A 25,143-nucleotide genomic window follows, 5' to 3' on the forward strand; every position below is an offset into this window, starting at 1 on the left:
GGCGGCTGCGTCTCCCACCGTTGGTCACTACGAGCGCGCAGCTGTGCAGTGTCTTCCCGTTCGTGGCCGACCCGGGGCTGGGGGTGGATGGGCCGCTGATCGGGCAGGAGGTCTACTCGCGGGCGGCGTTCGTCTTTTCCATCCACGAGCTGTACCGGGCGGGGCTGCTCAGCGCCCCGAACATGGTAGTCACCGGGGAGATCGGCAGTGCGAAGTCGTCGCTTCTCAAGACCATCGCGTTCCGCGGTATCCCGTTTGGGGTCCGGTTCTACATCGTCGACGTCAAGGGCGAGTACGACACCCTCGCCGCGGCGGCGGGCATCCGGCCGGTCCGGGTCGGTCCCGGCTCCGGGGTGGTCATGAACCCGCTGGCGGGCATCCGCCGGCTGCCGGGGCAGGGTGAGGCGGAGTGGCTGCAGATTCAGCGGGCCCGTCGACTCCTGCTGCTGGAAGGACTGTTGGAGATCCAACTCGGTGGCCCGCTGACCGAGGCGGAACGGTCACTGGTCGAATACTCGCTCGACGCGGTTACGCGAAGCGACGACGGCACCGGCCCGCACCGCCAACCCACCCCGACCCTGTCCCGGGTGCTGGCGGCCATGGGCGACCCGCAGCGGTGGGCGCACCGGCTCGCCGGAGTGCACTACGACCTCGACCAGTTCACCGCCGACAGCCGTCGGGTGCGGTTGGCCCTGGAACGGCTGATTACCGGTGCGCTCGGTGGGATCTTCGACGCACCGGATGCGGCGACGCTGTCGGTGGACTTCGACCAACCGGGCGCGATCCTGGACCTCCGGGCGGTCCGCGCCTCGGACCAGATGACGGCGATGGCGATGACCTGCGCCCAGTCCTGGCTGGAGGCGGAACTGACCCGCCCCGACGCACCCCCACGGGTGTGCCTGTACGACGAGTTCGCACTGGTCAGTCGACATCTGGGCCTGATGCGGCGGATGCGGGAACAGGTGAAGCTGGCCCGGGCGCTCGGCACGGCGAACATCCTGGCGTTCCACCGGTTCTCCGACCTCGCGGCAAGCGGCGGTGCCGACTCCGAGCAGGTACGCATCGCCCGGGGCCTCATCGAGGACACCGGGGTACGGGTCTCGTACCGACAGGCACAGGGCTCCCTCGACGTGGCCCGCGAGTTCCTGGGCACGACCGACGTGGAGACCAACCTGCTCCTGCACCTCCGCCGGGGCGTAGGGCTGTGGAAGGTGGGACTGCGTTCCTACGTCGTCAAACACCAACTCTCTTCGGTCGAACGCGCCATGGTGGACACCGACAGCCGGATGCGGCGGGAAGCCGGGCCCGGTCGCGGAGAGCTGGCTGCGCCGGTGGGGCAGGTGCGGTGATGGGCGGCTCGCTCATGTCCCCCGGCCACCGGCTGCCCCGTCGGGGAGTGGCCCGCGCCGACATCGTGGCCCGGCTCGCGTTGCTGGGCATCACCGGACTGCTCGTCCTGCTGTTCACCGTCACGTTGTGGCTGGCCGGGCAGGTCGGCGGGCTGCTCACCCACGCGACCTGGCCGGACAGCACCCCCGCCGACGCGCCGGGCATCGCCGTGCGGATCGTCGCCCACCTGGGCGACCCCGCGCAGGCATGGCCGCCCGCGGCCCGGGACGCACTGCCGCCTACACCGGTGCTGTACGGGCTGTGGGCAGTCCTGTTCACCGCCGCCATGGTCGGCGTCGCCGCGCCCACACTGCGACTGGCGCGGCAACGGATACGCCGCCGGGGCTTCGCCCGCCGCAGGGATCTCGACCGGCTGGTGACCGCCGACGCGGTACTGCGCCGGGTGGACATCCTGCGCCCGGGCCTGACCCTCCGCGACGACGACCACCCCGAGACCGTACGGGCGAAGAACTGCCGCCGCTCGGACCCGCTGGAGGTGGCCCGGTTCCTCGGCAACGATGCGCTGACCGGTGAGCCGCTGTACCTCGCCAACGAGTACACCGAGCTGCTCGCCGGAGCGGCCCGGTTCGCGAACAAGACCTCCCGCTACATGATTCCCCGGGTGGCCGACGCCCGTGGCGCGGTCATCTCCACCTCCACCCGCCTCGACGTCGCCGCAGCCACCTACGAGCTGCGGGCCGAGATCGGCCCGACCTGGATCTTCGAGCCACAGGGCCAGGTGCCCGGGGTGCCCCGGTTGCGGTGGTCACCGATCGAGGGCGCCGAGGACCCGGACATCGCCGCGCTCCGCGCGAAGGGCTTCGCCGCCGGCGCCGGACTCAAGGGCGACGTCGAAAACGGCCAGTACTTCCAGGACCAGGCCGCAGCCATCATCCGTGGCCTGCTGCACGCCGCCGCCCTGGACGAGCACACGACGATGACGGACGTGGCGAGCTGGGCTGCCAACCCCAACGATCCTCGCGCCGAGCGGATCCTGCGCCACCATCAGCAGACAGTGTGGGCAGACCGGCTCGCCTTCCACCGGGAGTCCACCGGCCGCAGCCGCGACGCCATCCAGTCGGTGGTGTTCGGCGCCCTCGACCCGTTCAGCAACCCGCGCATCCTGCACGCCTGCTCCCCACCACGCGGTCAGCAGTTCCGGGTCGAGCAGTGGCTGGACGAGTGCGGCACGCTCTACCTCGTCGGGACGCGCAGCGGGCAGGCACTGATCGCGCCGTTGTTCGCCGCTGTCGCCGAGGACATCATCTACCGCACCCTGCAGCGGTCGTTCGTGGCGCAGGGCGGTCGGGTGGAGCCCTGCCTGTACCTCGTCGGCGACGAGATCACCAACATCGCGCCGCTGCCCTCGCTCCCTGCGCTCGCTTCCGAGGGTGGTGGCGCCGGCATCGCCCTGTCGATCTCGTGCCAGAACACCCACCAACTGGAGGAACGCTGGGGACGCACCGGCGGCCAGGCCCTCCGCGACGGCGCGAACGCCCGCTTCGTCATGGGCGGCACCCAGGACGTGTCGGCGCTCAAGGACGCGCAGTCGCTGCTCGGACAGGTACAGGAGCGGTCATCGGCGGCATCCTGGGGCGGCGGACGGGCATCAGTACAGGAGAACACCCGGCGGGAGAACCTCGTCGACCTCGCCGAGCTGCGCAACCTGCCCACCGGGCACGCCCTGGTGCTGCTGGGCAACATGCCGCCGGTCGAAGTGGTGCAACCGGCCTGGTGGGAGCGTCCGGACGCGGACCGGTTCCACCTCGGCCAGGCCACCTTTACCGCCCGGCTGAACGGAGCCCGCTGATGTCGGATCACACCTTCCTGTTCGAACTGCCGGAGCAGGCGTCGCCGCCGCAACGCGCAGTCGCCGAGCTGGCCGAACTGATCGACACCGTACGCGCTGCGGTGGACCGGCTCGCCGAGGCGCACGTGTCACTGAGCGAACGCGTCGACGTCCTCGACGCCCCCACCGGGTGGACGCCGGCCCGCTACTGCTGGCGGGACCTGAGCCCTGACGACGCCCGGGACCTGTGGACGTGGTTGACGGCCTGGACGACCTGGCTGGTCGACCGTTACGGCCTTGCCCAGGACCTCGGCCCCTGCTGGCCGGCGCACCCGTCGCTGGTGGAAGAGCTGACGGCGTTGTCGGTGTCCTGGCACCATGCCTACTCCCCGCGCGCCGACCCCGAGGGTCCGCTGCGCTGGCACGAAGCCCTGCACCGTGCCCGACACCGCTGGCAGCAGTGGGACACCACCCGATGTCGTCACGGCCAGCACACCCCACCCAACCCGGACAGCGTTTGGGTACAGCCCTGGCCCGAGGCAGCCGAACGCGCAGTCGATGACGACGTGAACGCACGGCACACGGAGGTCGACTCGAAACCGCGACAGGAGGCCAGCCAATGACACAACCCGCCGAGGTCACCAGCGTGTGGGACTGGCAACGGTTCGAGACCGCGATGGCCGGACTACGCGCCGGGGTCGACACCCTCGACGACTTCATCGCCGGCATCCACGAAGCACGCGACAACTGGCGTGCCGACCAGCAGGAAGAGAGGCAGCAATGGACGGACCTGGACGAGCTGACGCGGCGGGAGACGGAACTGGACTGGGCCAGCGACGGGTACCTCGACGGCGGCTACACCCGCGACGTCGACGAGTGACCACGGCGACCTCGTTCGACGGACCACTGGACTCGATCAGCGCCAACCTCACCCAGCTCCGCGGTGACATCGGTGTCCTCGTCGAGACCGCGACCCGGCATCCGACAGCACAGCGGCACGCCGTGCTGGTCGACGTCCACCACCAGCTACGTCTGCTCGGGCAGCGGGTGAACGCCGCGCTCGGTGCCCCGGACGAGGACCGGCCGAAGGAGGCGACGTGATACGACTCCCGACTCTCGGCAGCGTGATGGTGCTCGCCGCCGTCATGGCGGTCGGCTGCACCCGCTCCGCGCCAGCCCCCGCTTCTGCCCCGCCGACCCCCGCAGGCACGGCGACGCCCCAGATCGCCTCGCCGGCCGACCTGGACGGAGTCGGGCCGACGGGCCCGGCCGGTGCGGACCCGGAGGCGGTGGCTGCCGCCGTCGGCTTCGTCGCCCGGTGGGCACGTCCGCAACTGGACGCCTCCCGTTGGCTGGCCGCCCTGCACCCACGTGCCGTGCCCGAATATGCAGCGCTACTCGCTACGGTCGACCCGGCCAACGTCCCTGCCACCAAGGTCACCGGTCGCGGTCAGGTCGTCGCGGCAACCCCGACCCATGCGTCGGTGGACGTCCCCACCGACACCGAGGTTCTGCGGGTGATCTGCGTACGTGACGGCCGACGGTGGCTGGTCGCCACCTTGGGCGTACGCGAGGAGGCCACCGTACGGTGAACGGTCGACGGATCGGTGTCGGTGTCGTGGTGGTGCTACTGGCGTTGACGTGTGGCCTGCCGCTGGCGGCGGTGCTCATCGAAGCCCCGGCCGCCGCGTGCACCACGATGCTTTCGCCCACTCCGGTCGGTGCCGTGGGCACCCACGACGCCATGGGCCGCTGGACCGGGGAGCAGGTCGCCAACGCCGCTCGGATCGTGGCAGTCGGCCAGCAGCGGGGAGTGCCCGCTCGCGGTTGGGTCATCGCGGTCGCCACGGCGATGGTCGAGTCACGCCTACGGAACCTTCGCGGCGGAGACCGTGACTCGCTCGGGCTGTTCCAGCAGCGACCCAGCCAGGGATGGGGCACCCCCGCACAGATCCTCGACCCGGCATATGCCACAACCAGGTTCTACGACAAGCTGCTCCAGGTCGACGGATGGCAGCAACTCCCGTTGACCGTCACCGCGCAGCGGGTCCAGGTGTCCGCCTTTCCCGACCGGTATGGCGAGTTCGAGCGCGAGGCCGAACAGGTCGTCGCCGCAGTGGCCGGGGTCGCCTCGATCGGTGAACTACCCGGAGCGAGCCTCGCGCGCTGCGACGGCCCGGTCCTCGTCGCGCCATCGGGCTGGACCCCGCCCCTACGGGCCGAGGTCGGCAGCGGGTACGGGCCACGCAGTGGACGCCTGCACGCCGGAGTCGACCTGTCGGTGCCGCGCAACACCGTCATCCTCGCCGCGGCGACCGCCCGGGTCATCTGGGCCGGCTGCGACCCGAGCACCGGCAACTGCAACATCGACGGCAGTCCGAACACGCGCGGCTGTGGCTGGTACGTCGACCTGATCCACGCCGACGGCTACGGCACCCGATACTGCCACCTGGTCCGACGCCCCGATGTCGCCGAGGGCGAAACCGTACAGGCCGGCCAGCCGATCGGCCTGGTCGGTACCAGTGGCCACTCGTCCGGCCCGCACCTGCACTTCCAAACCCATGAACACGCCTGCACCGCCGATGGCGGCTGCGACCTGGACAACAGCAACTCGGTCGACCCGGTCCCGTTCATGGCGACGCGTGGCGCCCCATTGGGGAGCAAGACGACCTGACCTTTCGACGTCAACAACATGGGGGACACATGTGTGAGGAAACCGGGGAGCCACGGCGACCCGTACCGCAGCCACCGCCGCGCGATCGGGGCGGACACGTCGGCCGCCGCCGTCACCGCCTGCCGATCCGTCGGCCGAGGTGGCTGCGATGAGCGCCGACACCAACCGGCGGCCCCGCCGGGTCGCCGGCGTCTACCGACCCCCGGTCAACAGGGCACCAGGGCCACCACCACGGCCAGGACCACTGGCCCAACTGGTACGCGCGGCCAACACCATCCGCGCGCAGCTCGAACGCACCGTGCTGCGCGCCGACGGCATGACCTGGACCGCCTACGACGTGCTCGTGCTCGTCTGCGCCCGCCGCGCGGTGGACACCCGCACCACCGCCGCCGAGATCGGCATCGCCAAGGCCACGCTCACCAGCGTCCTGGTGACCCTGGTCGATCGCGGTCTGGTCCGTAGGGATCTCCACGAGCACGACCGACGCCGGGTGATCCTGCGCCCGACCCAGGCCGGCATGGATCTGGCGCGTCAGATCCAGCATCGGGTCGACGCCGAGCAGGCCCGACTGTTCGGCGGGCCCGGCCTGCCCCCGGGGGACAGCCTGGCACGGGTCCTGCGCACGGTAGCGGTCCGTTCCCAACAACGCACCGCCGCCGACACACCCCCGGCCAGCTGATCCGAACGCTCCCCGGGGCGTCGATCAAATCACCATGCAGGGCACGAAGTGCCCTCTACCCGGTCGCCCAGCCGGAGGCGATCGACGCACCCATCGCTGGGCACGGGCGGAGGACCGTGACCGTCGCCGTTCGCCGGCGCCTTCGCGGCCCGCCGCTCCGCACCCGCATGCCCATTCATCGACGAGGAGTTCGCGTGTCCGCGACCGTACGATGCACCGCACCGCCACTTCCTGCCTCGCCGATAGCCGGCTGGCGGCTCGGCCTCCTGTACGGTCCGGCTGTCTACGGGGTCAGCGCCGCCGCCGTCGCGCTGCCCGCCGCCGCCCAGGGCCTCCATGTCGACCCGGCAGCAGCCGTATGGATCCTGGCCATCCACGCCTTGGGGCTCGGGGTTGGTGCTGCGGTCGCCGGCCGCGCCACCGACATCTGGGGTACGCGCAGCGTGCTCGCGGTCGGCGCGGCACTCCTCGTCATCGGTACGGCGGTCTGTGCCGTCGCGCCCGCGCTGCTCGTGGTGATCAGCGGGCGGGCACTGTTGGCCATAGGTTCCGGGGCAATGACCGCGACCGCGCTCGCCCTTGCCGCCGGGGCACCAGACGCCATCCGGCCGAGGGTGCTCACCCACCTCGGTACGGTGATGACGCTGTTCTCCGCCACCGCCCCGCTCGCCGGGTCACTCGCCTTGGTCGCCGGATGGCGCGTCGCCCTGGTGCTACCAGCGCTGTCGGTGGTGGCGATTCCAATGTGCTGGATCCTCACCCGGTCAGGGGGGCCGCAGGGATCGGGTGACGTGGACTGGACGGGCGCGCTGCTGTTGGCGCTCGTCGCCTCTGGACTGCTGCTGGTGCTGGAGTCGACGACCGCTCCGATGGCCCGTCCGGTCATACCTATCCTGCTGGCGGCAACGTGCGCTGGCGGGTTGCTGCTCGTCGTCCACACCAAGCGGCATCCCACAGGGTTCCTCCCGGCGGTGGTGATCCGTGACCGGCGGTTCTGGCGCAGCGGGTTCGTCGGCGCGGGGGTGTACGGCGGCCTGTTCGCGGCCGTCTACGCGGTCCCGCAGCTACTGACCGGACTTGGACACACCGCGCAGGCCGTGGGTGTGCTGCTCCTACCCGGGGCTGTCGTGGGGGTGGTTGTCGCTCGTCTGGCCGCTGCGGTAGGCCGCCGCTTGCCGCCGCAGCAGGTTCTGGCTGCGGTAGCAGCTCTGTTCGGTGCCGCAGTACTGCTCGCGGCGACGGACCGGCGGCCGTTGACACTGGTCGGTGCCGCGAGCGTGGGCTTCGCGGCGTTCGCGGTCGCCCAGATGACCCTGACCACCGCCATCTCCCAGGTAGCCGACGTCAGTGTGCGTGGTGCTGCCCTGGGCTTGGCGAACCTGACCTTCTTCCTTGGTGGTGCACTCGGATCTGCGACCTGCGCAGCGCTCTGGGCCCCGTGGGGCCTGCCTGCCGCGTTCGCCGCGACCGCCGCCCTGCCGGCCTTGGCTGCCCTCGCCGCGTGGCAACTGCGCCCCTGAATTCTGACCGCCCGGCGAGCGGCCTGCTCATTGCGTTCTGCCGGCTCATCGAGGTTGCCGACCGAGAAGCACGGAACCTGGCCAAGCCCACTGGGTTGTGTCTGCGCCACCGGGAGTCCACCGTCTTCGACCAGCTCGCGTTCGACCCATCTCCACAGGGATCCGGACGGCCGGTCCGTCGGCTACAGGTCGTTCACAGCCTGCTCAATCTTCGTTGAGGCGGATGGCTTCACCTTCCCCGACACCCGCACCAGCACTCGCCCCTCGTCCGTCCGATAGTGGTACTCGGTGCCGAGGATTGGCATCGACTTCAACGACTCCTGAATGAACTGCGACCGCCGGTCGGCGTCGTCCTTCGTCGGGAAGACCTCGATAACCAGGCCCCGGTCGATGTCGAACCTTTCGCCGTCACGGTTGCCGCCCGGCAGATCGGCGGAGGCTCGGGAGGTGTAGCCGTTGGGGCGACCGAGCAGGTCGTTCGGGTCGGTGTCCTCGTTCTGCACAGCGCCACCGGTGAGGCCAATACTTGCCTCGGTCAGCTTGTCGAGGATCACCTTGGCGTCCTTCGGGGTGGCTGGTGGCGGAGGACTCGTGGACACGGCGGACTGGGGCGCGGGTGCACTGGTGGGCGCGTTGTCGCTGCTGCTACCGCTGCAGCCGGCGATAGCAAGGGTTGCGGCAGTGGCGGCCAACATGAGAACGCTGGTTCGGGTACGCATCCGAAAGATGATGCAGGCACGCGTAAGCGCAGGGCTGCAGCCGTTGCCGAGTGGCGGTGTCGCATGAACGACAGACGCGCCTCCGATCCACCGGTTCGCGTGGTCTGGCGCGGCGGTGATCGGCCTAGTCATAGCCGCGTGGTAGCCGCACCAGTAACAGAACTGAGATCTTGATCATCCAGCTTCGACGTTGTCATGGCAGGTCAGCAGGATGGAACGATCGATAACGAAATCCGGGGCTCCTGGGGTAGGCGTGTTGGACGGTCGGTCGATTTGTCTGCATGGGTTGCCTTGCCTGGGCCGGTGTCTGCCCTCACAAACTTACGGCCGGTGGGATCTAACTTCGAAAGCTCTTCCGAGCAGAACGGAGAACGATCATGGGTCCGACCACGAATGTCCCGCCTCCTGCGCCAGCCTCTTCGACGGCACCGTGCCCACCGCCGCGTTCGGTCTGGATCGCCTTGATCCTGCTCGCCGCAGTGAACGTTGGTGCGGGTGCCGCTCTGCTCGCATCTGTAGGAGGAGCTAACATCTCCACGGCTGTGCTCACTGGTGGCGGGGCTTTCGGGGGCGCGACACTGCTGCTGCTTGCTCTGCTGAACTTTGGCTTAAGTAAGCCATCGTAGCTGGGGCGCCGAGTCAGTCAGCGTCGGAGCAGACGTCACTGCTCGTGGAGGGCTGCCCCGCCCTCCTTCTCGTGTCCAGGGTCGCGTCGTCGCACCCGGGAAGGTAGACGGCTAAAAAATCTTGGCTGGCTTGCTCACATCCGCCGGCTCTGCGGGATCTATGTGGCAGCGCCGGCAGCAGGGTCTTCCGGCAACACTAGACGGATCGGAGGTGGCGCCCGAGTGGACGCCGACAATCCCCCATCACAACCGAGGGGCACTGCGTCGCCAGAGCTGGTCACATTTCTCAGAGGGAGTTACCGCCCGCTGATGAAGGTCGCGATGTATGCCGGTGCTAGCAAGGACGAGGCGCACGACGCGGTGCAGGATGCGTTTCTCAAGCTCGTAAAGCGCTGGGGCGCGATCAGCGACCCTATGCCCTACGCGCGAATGGTAATGATCAACAATCTAAAAAAGACCTGGCTATCGAGGCAACGCCGTGCGAATCGGCAGAAGGAGTATCAGGCGAAGAACTTCGAACGCCCGCGGGACGCGCCGAGTATCTGGGACAATCGCGCAGCGGTCGAGAAGATATTGAGCGAGCTTACCCCCAGTCAGCGGGACATTGCGTGCTGTCTTATGGAAGACCTTAGCCAGATCCAGATTGCAGCCCGGCTCGGACGCTCGTACGACGCTGTACGCACCGCGTTGACCGAGATACGAAAACGCCTGATAGCGGCCGGGTTGGCACCCACACCACCAGCCGAGAATTCCGATGACGCCGGTAGGTGCAGCAGCGAACCTTCAGAGAGGGAGGAGGACCGATGACCACCAACCAACCCGATCCGCCGCGGGACGAGCCCGATTCGCTCAGTAGCCTTTTGCGGGAGACGTTCGACTTGGTCGACGAGGTCGTCGCCGGCATCACCGACGAGGAGATCGACGACCGGCTGCGGATCATGCTCCGTAGCGCGGGTTACACCGACGTGGACGCCCCCGACGCTGAACAGCCACTGTCAGTGCCCGCGCAGCCCAAGGATCAACATGCGGATCCGAGGGGCGTTAGCGCCGGGAGTGGCAGCATAACTGAGCTGACCCTTGACGAAGTGGCGGCGTTGGCGACCAAGGCCCATGCTGGTCAGCTCGAGATGTACGGCGGACCGTACGACGGGCACCTTAGGACAGTAGCGAAGGCAATGAGACCCTTCGGTCGCCACATGGAGATGGCCGGTTGGTTGCATGACATCCTGGAGATGACTGACTGGACCGCCGATAAACTGCGGAGGGCCGGTGTCCCGGGCCCGGTGGTGAGTATCGTCGAGCGGGTGACCCCGATGCCTGACAGTGACTACCTGGACTCGATCCGCCGTATTGCTCAGGACCCAGAAGCCAGACTGGTGAAGATTGCCGACAACGCGGACAGCATCTATCCGGAGCGCACCGCCGTTCACCAGGATGCGGACAAACTGCTTGCGGAATTCGAACAGGCCCGCCCCATCCTCTGGTCGGCCGCGTCACGAGAGGACGTCATCGACATCGTCAGCCGAGTCAATCCACCTCTGCTTAGGCACTTGCCTGCTGCATGAGGGCGAGCAAGGTGAACTCCGAGCGACCCAAAGCCGTGAGGCATGTCAGCCAACGTCCGTCTCGACGTCGGGATGGGTGGTGATGCGCTGCTGCGCGTCGTGCGCGTGCTGACGGAGGTAGTCCGGCGCGGGCTTGCTGTGAGGCGCTGGACGGGTGTCGTGGACGGCCTGGACGCGGACCGTGGTGGCGGCTACTGCATCCGCGAGGTGACTGTTGCGGATGGCGGTACGCCGGGCTTGCTCAGTAGCGGCAGCAAGCCCGGCATACCGTGTCGGGAGGGCCGCGTCGTACCAGCGTTTCCATACGGAGCGGTCAGCCTCGACGCTGGCTACCCATCGGCTGAGGTCCAGGATCGGACGATCGGTAGCGGCAAGCTCCGCTTGCAGGTGACCTACCTGGATGGCGACCGTGGTGGCGTAGGCGCTCAGACTCCGCTGGGCCACCAGTCTTCGAGCACGCGGTGCGCCACGATGCCACCAGCGCGGCTGTAACCGCTGGAGGTGGCCGCCAGCGATGCGGTTGTCCTGCTCAGCGGTGACGAGGCGCTGCGCGAGGTCGTAGCGGTGGCGTTGGGCATCGATGAGCGCGCGGTGACTGGCCCGCAGTTCATCCCCGACGTAGGCCGGCGCCGCGCGGTCAGCGGCGTGCAGCGCCGTGACGAGACGGGCGAGTTCAGCGTCGGGCGCGGTGGTGAGTCGTCCGGCGAGGGTGGCGGCACCGAGGACGAGTCGGGCGCGGTGCCAGGCGTTCCATCGGGTGATGTCGTTGCTGGGCGGTTCGGGGCCGATGGGATGCGTGCAGCTGAGTCGGTAGGTGTCGCGGTAGGCGACGACGACGCCCACCCGGGTCAGCCATTGGCGTCGGCCGGCGTCGTCGGCGGGGATCTCGCCGAGGGCGCGACTCCAGGCGGGCCGGGTCTCGGCGGTGAGGTGGGCGAGAGCCTCAGCGCGGCGATCGCAGATCGCGGCCACCTGGCGTAGCGCATCGCCGACGTCGCCGGTGAGACCCTCCGGAAGCCGTTCGGTGTAGGTACGCCACTGGTCGGCGTGCTCGGCGATGGTGGGGTCGGCGGTGGTGTGCCGCATGAGCTGGTCGAGCCGCCAGCACAGGACGGCGGCGATGTCGTCGGCGGTGTCCAGCTCGCGCACACGCAGGACACGGCGGAGCAGTTCGTGAGGCTCGTGGCCGGCGGTGGCGTAGGTGGTGAGCTTACTGATGAGCGCCGGCAGCGCGAGGTCGCGGCTGAGCCGTTCGGCGAGCGCGGGCCCGTGGAGCTGCCGGACGGTGGCGAGGTACGCGGGTATGTGGGCCCGTGCGAGCAGGTCGTCGTAGACCGGGTTCCAGCTATGCAGCGCGTCGACGTCGGCCCAGAGCTGTTGTTCGGTCTCGGTGACGGAGCGGTCCGGAAGCACCCCGCGCATGATGTCGGCGAGCACGGCGACGCAGGCGGTCGGTGGGGCTGGTGGCGTTCCCTCGCGCGGTTCATCGTCGGTGACGACGTACGCCTCGTTGAGCGTGCGGGCGCGGGTGAGCATGACGTAAACCCGGGCCAGTGAGGTGTTGTTGTCGATGAGTGCGCGGGAGGTGTCCACGGTCTGTCCCTGTGCCGAGTCGGCGGTCTGGGCGTAGGCAAGGTGGGTGTGCCGGGCGGTGTACGCGGCGGGTAGTACGGCGGCGGTTCCGGTCAGGACGTTGGTGACGTGGAGCTGCCCGCCGACGGTGATGGCGTCGATCCGCCACTGGTCCCGGTTGGTGACGTAGTCGGGGCCGGCGTCGATCCGTCGGTCGTTGCGGCGGGTGACGATGAGGTCCCCGACGCTGGCGGCGACTCCGTCGCGGAGGCGGACCGACGGGCCGGGTTGGACGCGACCGGCAGCGATGAGCAGTGCACGGGCGCGCTCCGCGACGGCGACGGCCTCGTCGTTGGTGTCCACGAGGATCATGCTGCGGTGTCCGGCGGTGACGTCGGCGAGCCAGCGGGAGAGCATCTGGTCGATGAGGTCACTGCGGTGTCCGCCGACCAGGCGTCCGCGCTCGTCGTATTCGGCGAGGACGGTGGGGTCGCCGTGGCGTAGCCGCAGGGATGCCGGGCCTTCCCAGGGGTGGGTGAACCGGTGCACGTGGGTGAGGGAGCGGGTGACGCCGAGGGTGGCCAGGTAGCGCAGGAGTCCGCCGGGGCCGACGGCCGAGGTTTGCTGGGGGTCGCCGACGAGGATGAGCTTTCCGCGTGCCTGGTCGAGTTGGACCGTGAGGCGGGCTAGGTCGTGGCTGGAGACCTGCGACGCCTCGTCGATGATGACCCACTGTCCGGGGGCGAACCGCCAGTCGCGGGCCACCGATCCGGGTGGTGGCCGACGCTGGGCGTGGAACCACCGGGCGATGTTTTCCGTACGCAGGGTGTTGCCGTCGGGTTGGCGGGTGGCGTCGGCGAGGAGGTTCGCGGCGGACTGGCTGGTGGTGAGGCCGAGCACGGGTACGTCGGCGCTGGCTGCGGCGGCGACGACGGCCCGTTGCAGATGTGTCTTTCCGGTTCCGGCGGGGCCGATGACGCCGGTGACGCGGCGGTCGTCTCCGATGAGGAAGCGCAGGCTCTCTGCCTTGTCGTCGGTCAGTTCGGTCTGGTCGATGACGGCGTCGATGACCCTGGCCGGTGCGGGGCGTGCACCTCGTTGTCGGGCGTAGGTGATGACCTGTTGCTCGGCGGCGAGGACGCTGCGGGTGGTGATGTGCAGGTCCCGGTGTCGGGTGTATTCGCTGTGTCGGTCGCTGCCGCGTTGTAGGGCTGGCCCCCACTGCACGAGTGCCGGCGGGGTGAGGACACGTAGGCCGGCGCTCTGCTCGGTGATGGCGTCGACGGCGAGGCGCTGGACCCGCCGCCAGTCCTCGGCGGGTGACCCGCCGGCTGCGATGTCGAGGACCCGGCCGATGGCCAGTTCGAGGTGGTCGAGGGTGAAGACGGCACGCTTTCGGCTGAGGGTGTGCACGGCGCGGGCGACTGCCATTCGGTCGTCGGCGCGGACGGCGGCGGCGAGAACCCGCTCGCGGTGGTCGGGCGATACGCCCAGCCGTACGGCGGCATCGTGCAGCATCGCCTCGTCGACTGCGTCCGGATCGCCCGCGTTACGTCGGGCCAGGTGGAGGACGCGGGTAGCAGTCACGGTGGTCGTGTCGCGGGCCCGGCCAGCGAGCAGTCGACGGACCTGGCCGGTGGTGTCCAGGCCGTGCCTGCGGTCTTCAGCGCGCCACCGGCGTACGGCATCGTCGGTCGACTCTGCGCCCCTGTGCGGCCGACGGGTGCGCAGGGTGGCATCCTGCGCCCGGGCCCGCCAGCGGCGCGAGGACATCAGGTGCTGCGGGTTCGCCTGCCGGTGGATCGCCTGGGTGATGGCCGCGCGGCGCTTGGCATAGTGACGGATGGACTCGTCGCTGATGCCGACGATCTCCCGGATGCCGGAGTCGGGGCGGGTCGCGAAGGTGACCCCGCGTCGTCGGCGTAGCTCGACCTCGATCGCGCGTTCGTAGGCGACACGGGCGCCGATCGCTGCCCGGTAGAAGGCGCGGCCGTCGAGCGCGAGCCATTGGGGCGTCCCGTCGGGGGAGTGGGCGAGAACCTTCGCGCTGACCACGATGTGCGCGTGTAGTTGTGGGTCGCGTTCACGGCTGAGTCGGTGGTCGAAGACCATAGCGGCCAGGCCGGCGGTGTCGAGCTGGCGTACGCCACCAGCCCCGGCGCGGGCGTAGGCGCCGTGCCGTTGCAGGTGGTCGAGCGCGACGCGGACGCCGGCGTGGTGCGCCGCCATGACGTCCCGTTTGACTTCGGCGTCGCCGAAGGCCCAGAGCAGCGACACACTGTTGACCGGTGACACGGTGACGTCGAAGGCGGACACCGCCCGGCGTTCCGGCGCGGTCATGGCGTCGTGCCAGACCTTGTCGCGTTGTTCGATCGTCGCGTCGTCCGGGAGAGCCAGGAGCGCGCGCTGGGCGGCGGCAGCCCGGGTCGCGTCGGTCTGCGGTGCGTAGGTGCGCCACCGCTGCCCCAGTTGGTAGCCGGATCGAGGGTGACGGCCCTGACCGACGAGGAACCGCATCTGTTCTTCGGTAACCGGGCCGCTCATGCCCAGCACGGCGGCGCCGTCACCGGCCCACCAGCCGGGGCTCTCGCCGCGGGCGGTCGGGTCCACGTAGTAGGGGGTCGGACCGTTGTCGGTGGGGGCGCGCATGTCGTGCCGGCCGGCCGCGACCTGCTCCATCACGTACCGGTATCCGCTGCCGGGCGAGATTCTCGTGATGGACAACATGCTGAAACTGTAGAAGATCAACTTCATTGCTGCGGGGAAGAATGCAAGAGGGTGTATCGCCTTGAGAATTGCAAAGTGCGGTTGTTTGGCTGTTGTTGCAGGTGGTGGGCGGTACGGATTGTCCGAGCGGGAATCGAAGGTGGCTTCTGGGATTGCGGCTGCATTCGAACGAACTGGCAGATTCCCGTGGTGGAGGCTGTGTCGTTGACGGTGGATGGTCGTTACGGTCGCTGTATGGCGAGTAGAACGGGGAATGACGCGGTTCGTGCTCTTCGGGCGAGGCAGGAGGTGGAGCGGCGGGCGGTGCGGGCGGTCGAGCAGGCAGGGGCGGCGTTGGCGGACGTGGTGGAGCGGCGTCGTGAGCTGGTGGCGAGGCTCGACGGGGAGGTGCGGGAGGCGAGGGCGGCGCATGAGCTGTCGGTGGTGGTGTTGGCGACGGTGCTCCGTGACGACGGGTTGGCCGCTGAGTTGGCGGGTGTCGATGTGAGTAGGGTGCGGGCGTTGCGGCGTGGCTTTGACGGGAAGGTTGTGCGGGAGCGGATCGCGCAGACGGGGGTGGCGGTGTCGCGACGTCGGGGCCGGGCTCCGACGGAGGACGCTGCACCACGCGTGGGTCCGGTCGCAGGTGGGGAGTCCTCCGCCGGTGCGGCGGTTGGTGGGTGACTGGCGTTCGGTCAGGTCATGTCGAGTCCGCATCCGGTGCACACCAGGACGGTGCGGTGGGCGAGCCAGCGGCTGGCCGTTTCGTCGGCGGTGCACTGCTCGGGGATGGCGGCGGGCCAGGGTCCTTCGATGACCTGCCTTCCCGGGTAGACCCATAGCCGTTGGTGCGTCCCGTGGTAGGCGACGGGTGCGCCGGTGAGAGGGCTCGCGACGGTAAGCGTGTGCCGGTACCGCAGGTCGGTTCCGTCGGTGTGGGCGGTGACGATCGGCGGGAATTTGCGGTGGACGGTGGCCCGGTACTTGTCGAAGTCGGTGAACCGGGGCGAGCACATTTCTGCGCGGTCGATGAGTGCGAGGGCTTCGAAGGGGAGTTCCTGGCGGTGGTGGTGGCGGGCGGCGTCGAGGTGTGCGGCGGCGCGGGCGTCGCGTTCGGCTTGGCGCTGGTCGCGTTGTTGGGCGGTGGTGCGGGGCGCGGTCAGGGTGGCGGGGTGGTCCTGGAGGTGTGCCGCGACGGCCTGCCAGATGGCCTTCCGGCCGTGCCGCGCGCTGAGGTCTTCCAGGTGTCCGTCGCTGAGGTAGCGGACGGTGTCGTTGATGGTGAGCCTCAGCGGCCCGGAGTGGTACGTGGCTGCCCAGTCCTGGCAGACGTGGGCGATGATGACGCGTTCGGCGGGGCGGAGAGCGCTCACGGCGATGTCCTTTGCGTGTGAGGGAGAGCGGGATCGGCGGTGTCCGGCGCGGTGGCGCTGATCCGCGTTGCCCGGCCACATCGCGCGGCCGGGCAACGTCGGGTCGGCGGCTTATCGGAAGCGCCGCCGGTCGTTGTCGGTGCGCCTGCTGAGGTCGGTCAGGTCTGGGTGGTATTCGCGGACGCCTCCGCCTGCCTGCTTGGCCGCGTACATGGCGGCGTCTGCCTGTGCCAGGAGTTCGGTCGGGGTCCGGTGGCCGGGGCCGGTGGTGGCGAGGCCGATGCTGGCGTGGCAGTGGAATGGCTGCCAGCGCAGTGTGATCGTTGCGTTGGCGAGCGCGTTCGTGGCGGCCTGGGCGCACTTGCGGGCGGTGTCGGCGTCACCGTCGACGATGATGAGGAATTCGTCTCCGCTCATCCGGCCGACAACGGTCCGGAGTGGTGCGGTGCGGGTCAGGGTGACGGCGACGTGGCGGAGGACGGAATCTCCGGCGGCGTGGCCGTATTCGTCGTTGACTTCCTTGAAGTGGTCGAGGTCGAGTAGGAGCACGGCGACCCGGTGGGCGGGGTCGCGGAGCATGTGGTCGAGGTGGGCGAGCATGGCGCGGCGGTTGGGAAGGCCGGTCAGTTCGTCGTGGCGGGCTTCGTGGCGGGCGGCGACCAGATGGCCGCGTAGCCGGAGGCTGTACGCGATGAGCAGGAGGCAACAGCAGCTCGTACTGAACAGGAGTGCGAGAGTGGCCGATCTCGGCATGGACTACTCCCTTGGCTGGGGTGTGTGGTGTTGGTGCGGGGTTCGCCGTCCCGCAAAAAAGGTTGTTTCTATACAGCAACCTTGGCTGGTCGTTGGGCTGGATCCCAGCGGGTCGCTCGGCGGGGCCCGCGTCGTCGACCAGGTGTCACCGCGCGGGTGCCCGCTGCCGGGCCGGTGCGGTCGGCCAGTCACCCTGGACGACCTTTGTTGGCGACGCGACGTCCTCGGTGTGGAGGTTGGTCACCTGCGGGGCCCGGCGGCCGCAGTTGGTTCGCCGCCGGGCTCCGCAGGCGGTGGCTCAGGTGGTCGGCTCTGTTATGGGCCGGACGCGAAGGACGTCGCCGGGCGCGATCCGTGCGGCCGGCTGTTGCGTGCGTAGGTCGACGATTGGGCGGTACGTCTTCGCCCAGAGCAGGTGCCACGGGTGTGCCGGGTGCCCGGCGCGGGCGCTGTCCGGGCCGCCGGAGGTGGTGGGGTCGTCTGCCTGGTCATCGCGGTATCGGGGCATCCTGCCGGCGAGCATCGGGCAGGCGGTGGCGCTGTAGGTGGCGCACTCGGCGTGCATCGGCGGTTCGGGGGCGATGAGACGGGCGATGTCGACGTCGCGCATGGCGAACACGAACGGCGAGTGAGTCGGCCGACCGCAGATCTGGCAGCGTTGGTCGTGCAGGCATGCCATGAGGCGGTGGGTGTCGATTGCGCCGAACCGGTAGCGGCCGTCCGGCATCTGGACGGTGATCCACGGTACGACGAGTCCGCCGATCGTGGGCCTGTGCAGCAGGGCGAGCGGTTGCCGGGCGTCGGTGCCCTCGTGTGGGCTCGGTTCTGGCCGTTCGGGCAGGTTGCCGTGTTGCTGCGTCGGGCAGCGCGGCGGCGGGGCGGTGCTGGTGTCCTCCGGGGTGGCGAAGAAGACGTAGTGGTTCGAGTGTCCCAGGCCCTCCCGGTCGCGATCCGCCTGCAACGTGGCGTGCAGGTCGTCGGGGATGTGGGCGTACGGGCGGACGGCTTCGATGATCACAGCCGGGTCGGTGACCTGTTCGGCCGCTCCGAGGTGCAGGGGCGTTGCGCCTTCGGCGGTCTCGTCGTCGATGTCGGGGTCCGTGACGATGGCGAAGTACGTGCGCAGCGGCCGGTCCCAGCCGACGGCCACTTCGTGGCGCGCGAACTGCGGTAGGGGTGTGAGGTCGTGCCTGCTCATGAGCCCTCTTTCCTTGAGTTTGTGTGGTGTCCGGAGGGGGTTCGCCGTCCCCTCCTGAACAACTATTACTATACACCATTACGGGTTGGCTCGCCTCTGCCGGCGGGCTTTTTCAGACGGTCATGATGTGCGGGCCCGCCGGTTGCGCCTCGGACGGTGCGGGGGCCGGCAGCTGATGCACCCCCCACTTCTTTCGGCGGTGGGGGCGAGCTTGCTCGACCGTGGCGCGCGCAGGGGAGGTCAAGTTCGGGCGCGGGGTTTCGAGGAAAGATCATGCGGGGTGTGCATGATGTTTCCGAGCCGCGCCCGGACTTGACCGGAGCGAGCACGCCGCTAGCCTGTCCCGGCCCCACCGTTGGAAGGAGGGGTTTCGAACAGTGCGGCCGCAGGCCGCTTCCGGTTATGCGGCCCGCCAGGGCCGTGGCGGTGAGGCCGGATGGCTGCGGCGCGTACCGGCGGATGGGTTTGTGACGGCGGTGTGCTCAGGCGCCGCGTTCGTCGAGCATGGTCCACAGGGTTTTCCGCCGCCAGCGGAGCCGGCGGCGTCCACTCGGCCCGGTGCTCTGCTCGTCGGCGCGGTCCAAGGCCTGCGGTGGGAGGGCGTTGGGGTGGCTGTAGCCGAGCACCCGGGCGGCTTCGGCTCGTCCGACGAGTTCGTCCGGGTCGCCGGAGCGATCGGGGTGCCCGGCGGGGGTGCCGGTCGGACGGCCCGCAGTCGCTCTGGTGCCTCCTCTACCGATGCGGCTCTCGGCGATGGTCCAGACGGTGCTGCGCTTCCAGCGCCTGCGGCTGCGCCCTCCGGGGGTCAGCGAAACGTCGTCGGCGCATTCCTTCAGCCGCAGCCACACCGGGTTGTTGCCGTGCAGGGCGCTGCGTTCCCGGTAGCCGAGGATCTGGGCTGCCGTGGCGGCGTCCACCAGTTCGTCGGGGTCACCGGAGCGGTCGATGCTGGCCTGGGCGCTTCGGGTGACCTGCTCCGCCGGGGGCCGGTACCGGGTGATGTCGCTGCGGTGCCACGAGTGGCCGTCGTCCGCGCGGGACGGGAAGCCGGTGGTGGAGCGATCGTGGTACAGCCGGTCGAGGCGGCTGACGGAGATGCCGAGGATCGCTGCTGCTTCGGCCCGGTTGACGAGATCGGGGTCGGGGGAGCGGGTGGGCATGAGGTGATGATGCCGCACGCGCCGCGTGGTGGACCGGATGGCCGGGTGCCGGGTGGGTTGGCGGGTCACATTGAGCAAGCGTGTGCAGACGCTGTCGTACGATGGCGGGCACGTGTCCGGCGGTGATGGCTCTTGGGGCCTGTGTGGCGTCGGACGCCAGGCGGCCGGGGGGAGTTCGCCAAACTAACCCCCCGGTCGCCGCCTGGATCGTCGCTGTGTGACTTCACCTGTCCTACTCGCCGGACCTCGTGGGATGCCGCGCGTTCGGTAGGCACCGGCGAGCGGCGCGAGCCAGGACCCCGTACTGGGTGTCGCCGCTGGCGATCACCGTGCCGGCGGGCAGTCGGCGGGCGACGTACTCCTGGCGTTGGGTGTCCCAACCGCCGAGGCAGATCGGCGAGGGTTCGCCGACCAGTTCCCATCGTTCGCCGCTGGCGGTGGTGGCCCGGGTGTAGTGCTCCCGGGTGAGGCTCCATTGGCTTCCGTGGGCATCGAGCCGGAGGCCGTGCGGGTTGTTGTCTCGGAAGAGCCGCCAGCGGCCGTCGCGATCGAGTATCCGCGCGAGGTCGTCATCCGAGTCGAGCGGACATGGGGTTGCCGGTGCGGGTCTGATGTTCGGGCGGGTCGGCATGTGAACTCCTGTGTGGTTTGCTGCCGCCGGGGGTTCGCCATCCCCGTTAACGCAATTATTATACATCATTTTGTTGGCGGTGGGCGGAACGTGCATGGTCTGGTGGGCGCGGAGTTGGCAGGGCGGGCCGGCTGCGGGGAGTGCCGTGGCACCAGGCCGGCCGGCCCGGCCGATGACCGCGGGAGCAGCGGTCCGGAGTGCGACGAACCGAGGACAGCAGTGTCTTCCGGGTTGAGTGCGGTGCCCAGAGCGCAAGTCCGTGCCGGCGTGCGGGTGGGCCACCAGGAGCGGACCCGGATGGCTGTGGTGTCGCTACCGGCTGCGTTCTTGCGGCCCCCACCACGGTAGGAGTGGCGGTAGGTCCATCAGTGGTCGGGACGGCGGTTGCGGCGGTGACGATTCGCCGTCGTCGGCGTTCCAACGCCGCCCGTACTGATCGGGAAGGTCACCCCAGCCGAAGTACGGTATCGGTTCGGCGGGCAGGCCGCCGAACGTCTCCAGCGGGTCGATGCGGGACTCGGCGACCGTACACAGGTGCGCCCAGTCGTCACCGAAGTCGAAGACGTACGCGAACTGCTCGCCGTGACCCAGTCGACTCAACTTGGTCCTGGTGCTGTCGATGCTGTGCTCCGGGGCCTCGCCGTCCCACAGCTCAAGGGGAATGATGGAGGTCCCGTCGGCCAGCGTGAACATGTGCAGGTGTGCGAGGTCCCAGCGGGCGAACGCCATGTCGATCGCCTCGGCGAACTGAGCGAAGGTGTGCGATCGGCTCACCGCGAAAACCCTGCCGGGTCGAGGCCACAGGTCGATGCTACGCCCAGAGACCAACTCCACCCGTACGGACAGCCAGGTGCGCGCCACCGTTCCCCCTTCTATCGCCAGCCCCTCGTCGCTCCCTCCGAAGACTTCGCAACGTCAACGATGCCTCCCGGTCCAGGCCACGCTATGGACGAGTCGGGACGTGCCTGACTGGGCACCCCGGTCGAAAGCCCTCCGTACGTGGTCTACCCCGAACTGGCCACCGCCGGTAGGCGCACGGGATCACCATCCGCCAGCCGATCAACCCGTATGCGCGGGGAGCAGAGACCGGAAGGACATCGGGACACGCCCGGCCCGGGACCACCCCCGCGTGCGCGGGGAGCAGACGGGGATCGGGGCCCCGAACCACTCGATGCCGGGATCACCCCCGCATGCGCGGGGAGCAGTACGGCCACGCGCCCCCGACCCTCGACGACCTGGGATCACCCCCGCATGCGCGGGGAGCAGTCGTTGCGTCAACCACACGAATGGATGACCCAGGATTACCCCCGCATGCGCGGAGAGCAGCGGTCGCGCAGTGCGTCCACGAACCGCGGATCACCCCCGCATGCGCGGGGAGCAGGGCCTCCACGGGTAGTCGGATCAGACGGTGATGGGATCACCCCCGCATGCGCGGGGAGCAGAAGGTGCCGACCGGGAAGGAATTCGCGATCGGCGGATCACCCCCGCATGCGCGGGGAGCAGGGCAGGGGCACGGCCAGCGACCCCGACCCGTTGGGATCACCCCCGCATGCGCGGGGAGCAGGCCGCGCCGTCCTTGATCCCGGTCCACGCCCACGGATCACCCCCGCATGCGCGGGGAGCAGTGTCGGAGATGATGCGCGCCGAAGCTGATCCGGGGATCACCCCCGCATGCGCGGGGAGCAGGACGAGCACGCCCTGGAGCTGACGGTCCGGGCGGGATCACCCCCGCATGCGCGGGGAGCAGCCGGCCGTCGACGTACGCGGCCTGTACCGGGTGGGATCACCCCCGCATGCGCGGGGAGCAGCCCGTGACGGCGAGGGGTCGGACCCGCTGTGCAGGATCACCCCCGCATGCGCGGGGAGCAGGATTGGGACGACGACCGGTGAGCGGCGGCCGGGGGATCACCCCCGCATGCGCGGGGAGCAGGACCAGCTCCACGGCCGGGACGTGATCGGCCAGGGATCACCCCCGCATGCGCGGGGAGCAGCCCTTGCGGTGAGGCTGCGTCTGCGCGGCCATCGGATCACCCCCGCATGCGCGGGGAGCAGACCTGGACCAGGTCGGCGTACCGGGTGCGCTGGGGATCACCCCCGCATGCGCGGGGAGCAGTTGGTGAGCCGGGCGTGAGCCCGGGTGAGCCGCGGATCACCCCCGCATGCGCGGGGAGCAGGGCTACCAGGAAGCCGTCGACCAACTCGTCGACGGATCACCCCCGCATGCGCGGGGAGCAGTCCCGGCTCGGGCGGGTTGCGGGCGGGTTCGGGGGATCACCCCCGCATGCGCGGGGAGCAGTGGAGCCCGACGTACCTCATCACCACGCGGCTGGGATCACCCCCGCATGCGCGGGGAGCAGGTACGTCCACGAGGTGCCGAGGTTCGCGCCGAGGGATCACCCCCGCATGCGCGGGGAGCAGGTGGTGGAGGCGGCGCAGGCGTGGCGGGCGCAGGGATCACCCCCGCATGCGCGGGGAGCAGGCGTTCGCGGAGCCGGCGACCGGCGGGGAGGCGGGATCACCCCCGCATGCGCGGGGAGCAGCGCCGTGCTTCGGGTCGGACACCAACATGGATGGGATCACCCCGCATGCGCGGGGAGCAGGTTCGGGCAGCTCGGCGCTCTGCCCGAACGTGGGGATCACCCCCGCATGCGCGGGGAGCAGATCGTCAGCGAGACGTGCTCCGTGCCGGCCGCGGGATCACCCCCGCATGCGCGGGGAGCAGCCAGTCGGCGGGCGTGCCGGGCATGCGGTGCACGGATCACCCCCGCATGCGCGGGGAGCAGTTTGCGCCATTTGCCTGTCGGTACCAGTGCACCGGATCACCCCCGCATGCGCGGGGAGCAGCCGAATCGCGCCGTGAAGTGCGGAGACGTCGTCGGATCACCCCCGCATGCGCGGGGAGCAGACTTCTTGACCTGGGGCGCTAAAGATCAACTTTGCTGTTTTTGTTCACTTTGGCTGAGGGCTCGTTCATGTGGTCGGTCCTGCCTCCGCTGGTTGAGGTCCCCGCTGACGTACAGCATGGTAGTCAATGTGGACCCGCTGATGGCGTCGGTGCGGCGGGGCCAGCCGGGCCGAAGCCTGGCTGACCCCTGACCGACAGGATCAGACGACGGGAGCGGCGACGGGAGCCGAACCGACAGGCGCATCCGCATCGGCCCCAGGCGAGTCGTCGACCGTTGCGCTGCGTTCGACGGTGTCCGTCTTGGGCGTGCCCGGACGCGGCGCGGACTGCGATACGACGGCCGTGACGTCAGCGTGCTGCCCTGCGCGCCCGTCGACGGTGTCGAGGATGAGCTGTTCGACCTCGCTGAGTTGGAAGCCGTGGGTGACGCACCACCGCAGCCAGTTCGCGACTCCTGGGTCGGCCACCCGCCACGAGCTTCTGCTGATGCCGCTTTCGTTCGCGGCGGCGATGGCGGCGAGGGAGATCACCGCGTACCGTCCGTCGTTGCCTCGAGCGGGAACCCGCTTCATGCCGGCCCGCTTGGTCTTGCCCGGGTAGAGGAGTTCGTCGAGCATCTTCCGGCCGCCGTTGATCCACGTGGAGAGGATGTATCCGGAGTCGGCGAGGGCTTCGGCGAGTAGCTTCGCGGTGCCCTTGGGTGGGGTCTTGGCCGTCAGGAACGTGGTTAGCCACTCGCGACGTACCGTGTTGGCGATGTCCATGGCCTTGTTGTTCTCGATCACGCGGCGTCGTTCTGCCTTCTCCTGTTCGCTCATGGGTCCGCTGCGGGCCGATGGCGTGAGGTAGGCGGGCAGGGTGTGGCCGTTGGCGTGCCAGTTGGTGCAGTAGGCGGTTTCGGTCAGCTTGTCATGCTGGATCGACAGGAGGACGGCGTGACCGGGACATTCGAGGTGAGTTTCGGTGTCGATGCGCTGCCCATCGGCGTCGCGTAGATCGGTGACCTCCTTGACTGTGCTGTCGGTGTAGGTGGGGCAGGTGGCGAGGGTGGTGATCCCGGCTTCGGTGAGTGCGGTGTGGCGGCAGGACTGGGCGTCGAGGGCGGCGCGGGTACGGCGGGTGCGTTCCACTGCACGGGCGAAGGCGAAGGGGCCTTCTTCGGCTTGCTCCAGAAGGTGCTCGATCCAGTCGGACCGGTCGGCGAACTGGGCGAGGGCTGCCACCTGGGTCAGGTCGAGGCCGAGGGCATGGGTGCGGTCGGTGGTGTTCTTGTTCAGGGTGGCGACTTGCCGTCCGGCGCGTACCTGTTCGCGGTCGTAGCCGGTGCGGCGGGCGATGTCGTTGTCGTCCATGCCGTCGAGGGCGAGTTGTTGGATGCCCCGGGCCTGCTGAGTTGCCGTGGGGTCCTTGCGGTGGACCTGCCGCAGCATGCTGATGAGCTGCTCGCGGTTCTCCGCCAGGTCGTCGCGGATGATGGCGGGTACGTATTCCTGGTGGGCTTCGATGGCGGACCAGTAGCGCTGTTCACCGTCGACGATCAGGTAGGGGCCTTCGGGGTCCCCACCGATGGGTGTCACGGTGAGTGCGGACACCAGGCCGCGTACGCCGTCTTCTCGAAGGTTCTCGACGATGCCGGGCAGCGCCTGTGCGTCGTCGCGGACGTTGTCCGGGTTGGGGCGGAGGTCCGTCATCTTGACGAGGCGGTACCGGCCTGGCAGGGCCGGTGCGTTCTCGCCAGATTCATCGGCGGCGGTCACGGCCGGTTGGTCGGTGGGGCGGCCGTCCGCCTCGGCTGGGCCGTGATCCGGCGGGGTGGTCTGCGGTGCGGGTGTCGTTTCGGTCTGCACGGTTCGTGCCTTTCGTGTGGGTGTTGGTTCCGGTCGC

At 69.5% G+C, this 25,143-nt stretch carries 21 protein-coding genes and 1 CRISPR repeat array; of the genes, 12 read left to right on the forward strand and 9 right to left on the reverse strand.

What is annotated here, in order from left to right; all coding sequences use genetic code 11:
• The first annotated feature begins 62 nt into the window (after positions 1-62).
• The 9 genes from ACN265_RS08995 (at position 63) to ACN265_RS09035 (ending at position 8,051) form a co-directional block, all read left to right on the forward strand.
• A complete protein-coding gene (locus tag ACN265_RS08995; protein WP_421406723.1) occupies positions 63-1,349 on the forward strand; it encodes a hypothetical protein in 1,287 nt (428 codons plus the stop codon).
• On the forward strand, positions 1,349-3,199 hold the full coding sequence (locus ACN265_RS09000; RefSeq protein ID WP_421406725.1) for a type IV secretory system conjugative DNA transfer family protein: 1,851 nt from the start codon (positions 1,349-1,351) through the stop codon (positions 3,197-3,199). The genes ACN265_RS08995 and ACN265_RS09000 overlap by 1 nt, the downstream gene beginning before the upstream one ends.
• Entirely contained in the window at positions 3,199-3,801 is a 603-nt protein-coding gene (locus ACN265_RS09005; RefSeq protein WP_421406727.1) for a hypothetical protein, read from the forward strand. The genes ACN265_RS09000 and ACN265_RS09005 overlap by 1 nt, the downstream gene beginning before the upstream one ends.
• On the forward strand, positions 3,798-4,058 hold the full coding sequence (locus tag ACN265_RS09010; RefSeq protein WP_421406728.1) for a hypothetical protein: 261 nt from the start codon (positions 3,798-3,800) through the stop codon (positions 4,056-4,058). The genes ACN265_RS09005 and ACN265_RS09010 overlap by 4 nt, the downstream gene beginning before the upstream one ends.
• Positions 4,055-4,279 (forward strand): hypothetical protein, encoded by a 225-nt coding sequence (locus ACN265_RS09015; protein ID WP_357537064.1) that lies wholly within the window; start codon positions 4,055-4,057, stop codon positions 4,277-4,279. Before ACN265_RS09010 ends, ACN265_RS09015 begins: the two co-directional genes overlap by 4 nt.
• Entirely contained in the window at positions 4,276-4,770 is a 495-nt protein-coding gene (locus ACN265_RS09020; RefSeq protein ID WP_421406729.1) for a hypothetical protein, read from the forward strand. Before ACN265_RS09015 ends, ACN265_RS09020 begins: the two co-directional genes overlap by 4 nt.
• Positions 4,767-5,852: a M23 family metallopeptidase gene (locus ACN265_RS09025; protein ID WP_421406730.1), complete on the forward strand. Its 1,086-nt coding sequence runs from the start codon at positions 4,767-4,769 to the stop codon at positions 5,850-5,852. Before ACN265_RS09020 ends, ACN265_RS09025 begins: the two co-directional genes overlap by 4 nt.
• Before the next feature lie 148 nt (positions 5,853-6,000).
• Positions 6,001-6,531, forward strand: a complete 531-nt coding sequence (locus ACN265_RS09030) for a MarR family winged helix-turn-helix transcriptional regulator (RefSeq protein WP_421406731.1) — start codon at positions 6,001-6,003, stop codon at positions 6,529-6,531.
• A gap of 194 nt (positions 6,532-6,725) precedes the next feature.
• Positions 6,726-8,051 (forward strand): MFS transporter, encoded by a 1,326-nt coding sequence (locus ACN265_RS09035; RefSeq protein WP_421406732.1) that lies wholly within the window; start codon positions 6,726-6,728, stop codon positions 8,049-8,051.
• A 182-nt stretch (positions 8,052-8,233) separates the two neighbouring features.
• Here ACN265_RS09035 and ACN265_RS09040 read toward each other — a convergent pair whose 3' ends face one another.
• A complete protein-coding gene (locus tag ACN265_RS09040) occupies positions 8,234-8,605 on the reverse strand; it encodes a hypothetical protein (protein ID WP_421406733.1) in 372 nt (123 codons plus the stop codon).
• A gap of 1,013 nt (positions 8,606-9,618) precedes the next feature.
• Between ACN265_RS09040 and ACN265_RS09045 the strand changes: the two genes are divergently transcribed.
• On the forward strand, positions 9,619-10,203 hold the full coding sequence (locus ACN265_RS09045) for an RNA polymerase sigma factor (protein WP_421406734.1): 585 nt from the start codon (positions 9,619-9,621) through the stop codon (positions 10,201-10,203).
• Positions 10,200-10,961, forward strand: a complete 762-nt coding sequence (locus ACN265_RS09050) for a hypothetical protein (protein WP_421406735.1) — start codon at positions 10,200-10,202, stop codon at positions 10,959-10,961. The genes ACN265_RS09045 and ACN265_RS09050 overlap by 4 nt, the downstream gene beginning before the upstream one ends.
• A gap of 45 nt (positions 10,962-11,006) precedes the next feature.
• Here the strand turns inward: ACN265_RS09050 and mobF are convergent, their stop codons facing one another.
• On the reverse strand, positions 11,007-15,260 hold the full coding sequence (mobF, locus tag ACN265_RS09055) for a MobF family relaxase (protein ID WP_421406736.1): 4,254 nt from the start codon (positions 15,258-15,260) through the stop codon (positions 11,007-11,009).
• 234 nt (positions 15,261-15,494) lie between these two features.
• On the opposite strand from mobF, the gene ACN265_RS09060 reads away from it, so the two are divergent.
• Complete coding sequence (locus tag ACN265_RS09060) at positions 15,495-15,923, forward strand: hypothetical protein (RefSeq protein ID WP_421406737.1); 429 nt, start codon at positions 15,495-15,497, stop codon at positions 15,921-15,923.
• An 11-nt stretch (positions 15,924-15,934) separates the two neighbouring features.
• Here ACN265_RS09060 and ACN265_RS09065 read toward each other — a convergent pair whose 3' ends face one another.
• From ACN265_RS09065 to ACN265_RS09095, 7 genes are all read right to left on the reverse strand, one after another.
• A complete protein-coding gene (locus tag ACN265_RS09065; protein ID WP_421406738.1) occupies positions 15,935-16,612 on the reverse strand; it encodes a hypothetical protein in 678 nt (225 codons plus the stop codon).
• A gap of 111 nt (positions 16,613-16,723) precedes the next feature.
• Positions 16,724-17,365, reverse strand: a complete 642-nt coding sequence (locus ACN265_RS09070) for a GGDEF domain-containing protein (RefSeq protein ID WP_421406739.1) — start codon at positions 17,363-17,365, stop codon at positions 16,724-16,726.
• Between the two features lie 298 nt (positions 17,366-17,663).
• Positions 17,664-18,563 carry a hypothetical protein gene (locus ACN265_RS09075; RefSeq protein ID WP_421406740.1) on the reverse strand — a complete coding sequence of 300 codons (900 nt, stop codon included), beginning with the start codon at positions 18,561-18,563 and terminating at the stop codon, positions 17,664-17,666.
• A 482-nt stretch (positions 18,564-19,045) separates the two neighbouring features.
• Positions 19,046-19,723, reverse strand: coding sequence for a hypothetical protein (locus ACN265_RS09080; protein WP_421406741.1), 678 nt, complete (start codon positions 19,721-19,723; stop codon positions 19,046-19,048).
• A gap of 232 nt (positions 19,724-19,955) precedes the next feature.
• The gene (locus tag ACN265_RS09085) at positions 19,956-20,354 is read right to left on the reverse strand and encodes a hypothetical protein (protein ID WP_421406742.1); all 399 of its coding nucleotides are present in this window, start codon (positions 20,352-20,354) and stop codon (positions 19,956-19,958) included.
• A 312-nt stretch (positions 20,355-20,666) separates the two neighbouring features.
• A complete protein-coding gene (locus ACN265_RS09090) occupies positions 20,667-21,128 on the reverse strand; it encodes an IS1096 element passenger TnpR family protein (RefSeq protein WP_421406743.1) in 462 nt (153 codons plus the stop codon).
• 342 nt (positions 21,129-21,470) lie between these two features.
• A CRISPR array of direct repeats spans positions 21,471-23,259; the repeat unit is 28 nt; unit sequence GGATCACCCCCGCATGCGCGGGGAGCAG.
• A gap of 200 nt (positions 23,260-23,459) precedes the next feature.
• Positions 23,460-25,106, reverse strand: a complete 1,647-nt coding sequence (locus ACN265_RS09095; RefSeq protein ID WP_421406744.1) for a ParB/RepB/Spo0J family partition protein — start codon at positions 25,104-25,106, stop codon at positions 23,460-23,462.
• Between the last annotated feature and the right edge of the window lie 37 nt (positions 25,107-25,143).

Origin of the sequence: Micromonospora sp. WMMD730, assembly GCF_049178955.1 — a bacterium.
Taxonomy (GTDB): Bacteria; Actinomycetota; Actinomycetes; order Mycobacteriales; family Micromonosporaceae; genus Micromonospora; species Micromonospora wenchangensis.

Coding starts and splice junctions, on each gene's coding strand:
- ACN265_RS09000 (WP_421406725.1), top strand. CDS start 1,349: ATGGGCGGCTCGCTCATGTCCCCCGGCCACCGGCTGCCCCGTCGGGGA.
- ACN265_RS09005 (WP_421406727.1), top strand. CDS start 3,199: ATGTCGGATCACACCTTCCTGTTCGAACTGCCGGAGCAGGCGTCGCCG.
- ACN265_RS09010 (WP_421406728.1), top strand. CDS start 3,798: ATGACACAACCCGCCGAGGTCACCAGCGTGTGGGACTGGCAACGGTTC.
- ACN265_RS09030 (WP_421406731.1), top strand. CDS start 6,001: ATGAGCGCCGACACCAACCGGCGGCCCCGCCGGGTCGCCGGCGTCTAC.
- ACN265_RS09050 (WP_421406735.1), top strand. CDS start 10,200: ATGACCACCAACCAACCCGATCCGCCGCGGGACGAGCCCGATTCGCTC.
- mobF (WP_421406736.1), bottom strand. CDS start 15,260: ATGTTGTCCATCACGAGAATCTCGCCCGGCAGCGGATACCGGTACGTG.
- ACN265_RS09060 (WP_421406737.1), top strand. CDS start 15,495: ATGGCGAGTAGAACGGGGAATGACGCGGTTCGTGCTCTTCGGGCGAGG.
- ACN265_RS09070 (WP_421406739.1), bottom strand. CDS start 17,365: ATGCCGAGATCGGCCACTCTCGCACTCCTGTTCAGTACGAGCTGCTGT.
- ACN265_RS09075 (WP_421406740.1), bottom strand. CDS start 18,563: ATGAGCAGGCACGACCTCACACCCCTACCGCAGTTCGCGCGCCACGAA.
- ACN265_RS09080 (WP_421406741.1), bottom strand. CDS start 19,723: ATGCCCACCCGCTCCCCCGACCCCGATCTCGTCAACCGGGCCGAAGCA.
- ACN265_RS09085 (WP_421406742.1), bottom strand. CDS start 20,354: ATGCCGACCCGCCCGAACATCAGACCCGCACCGGCAACCCCATGTCCG.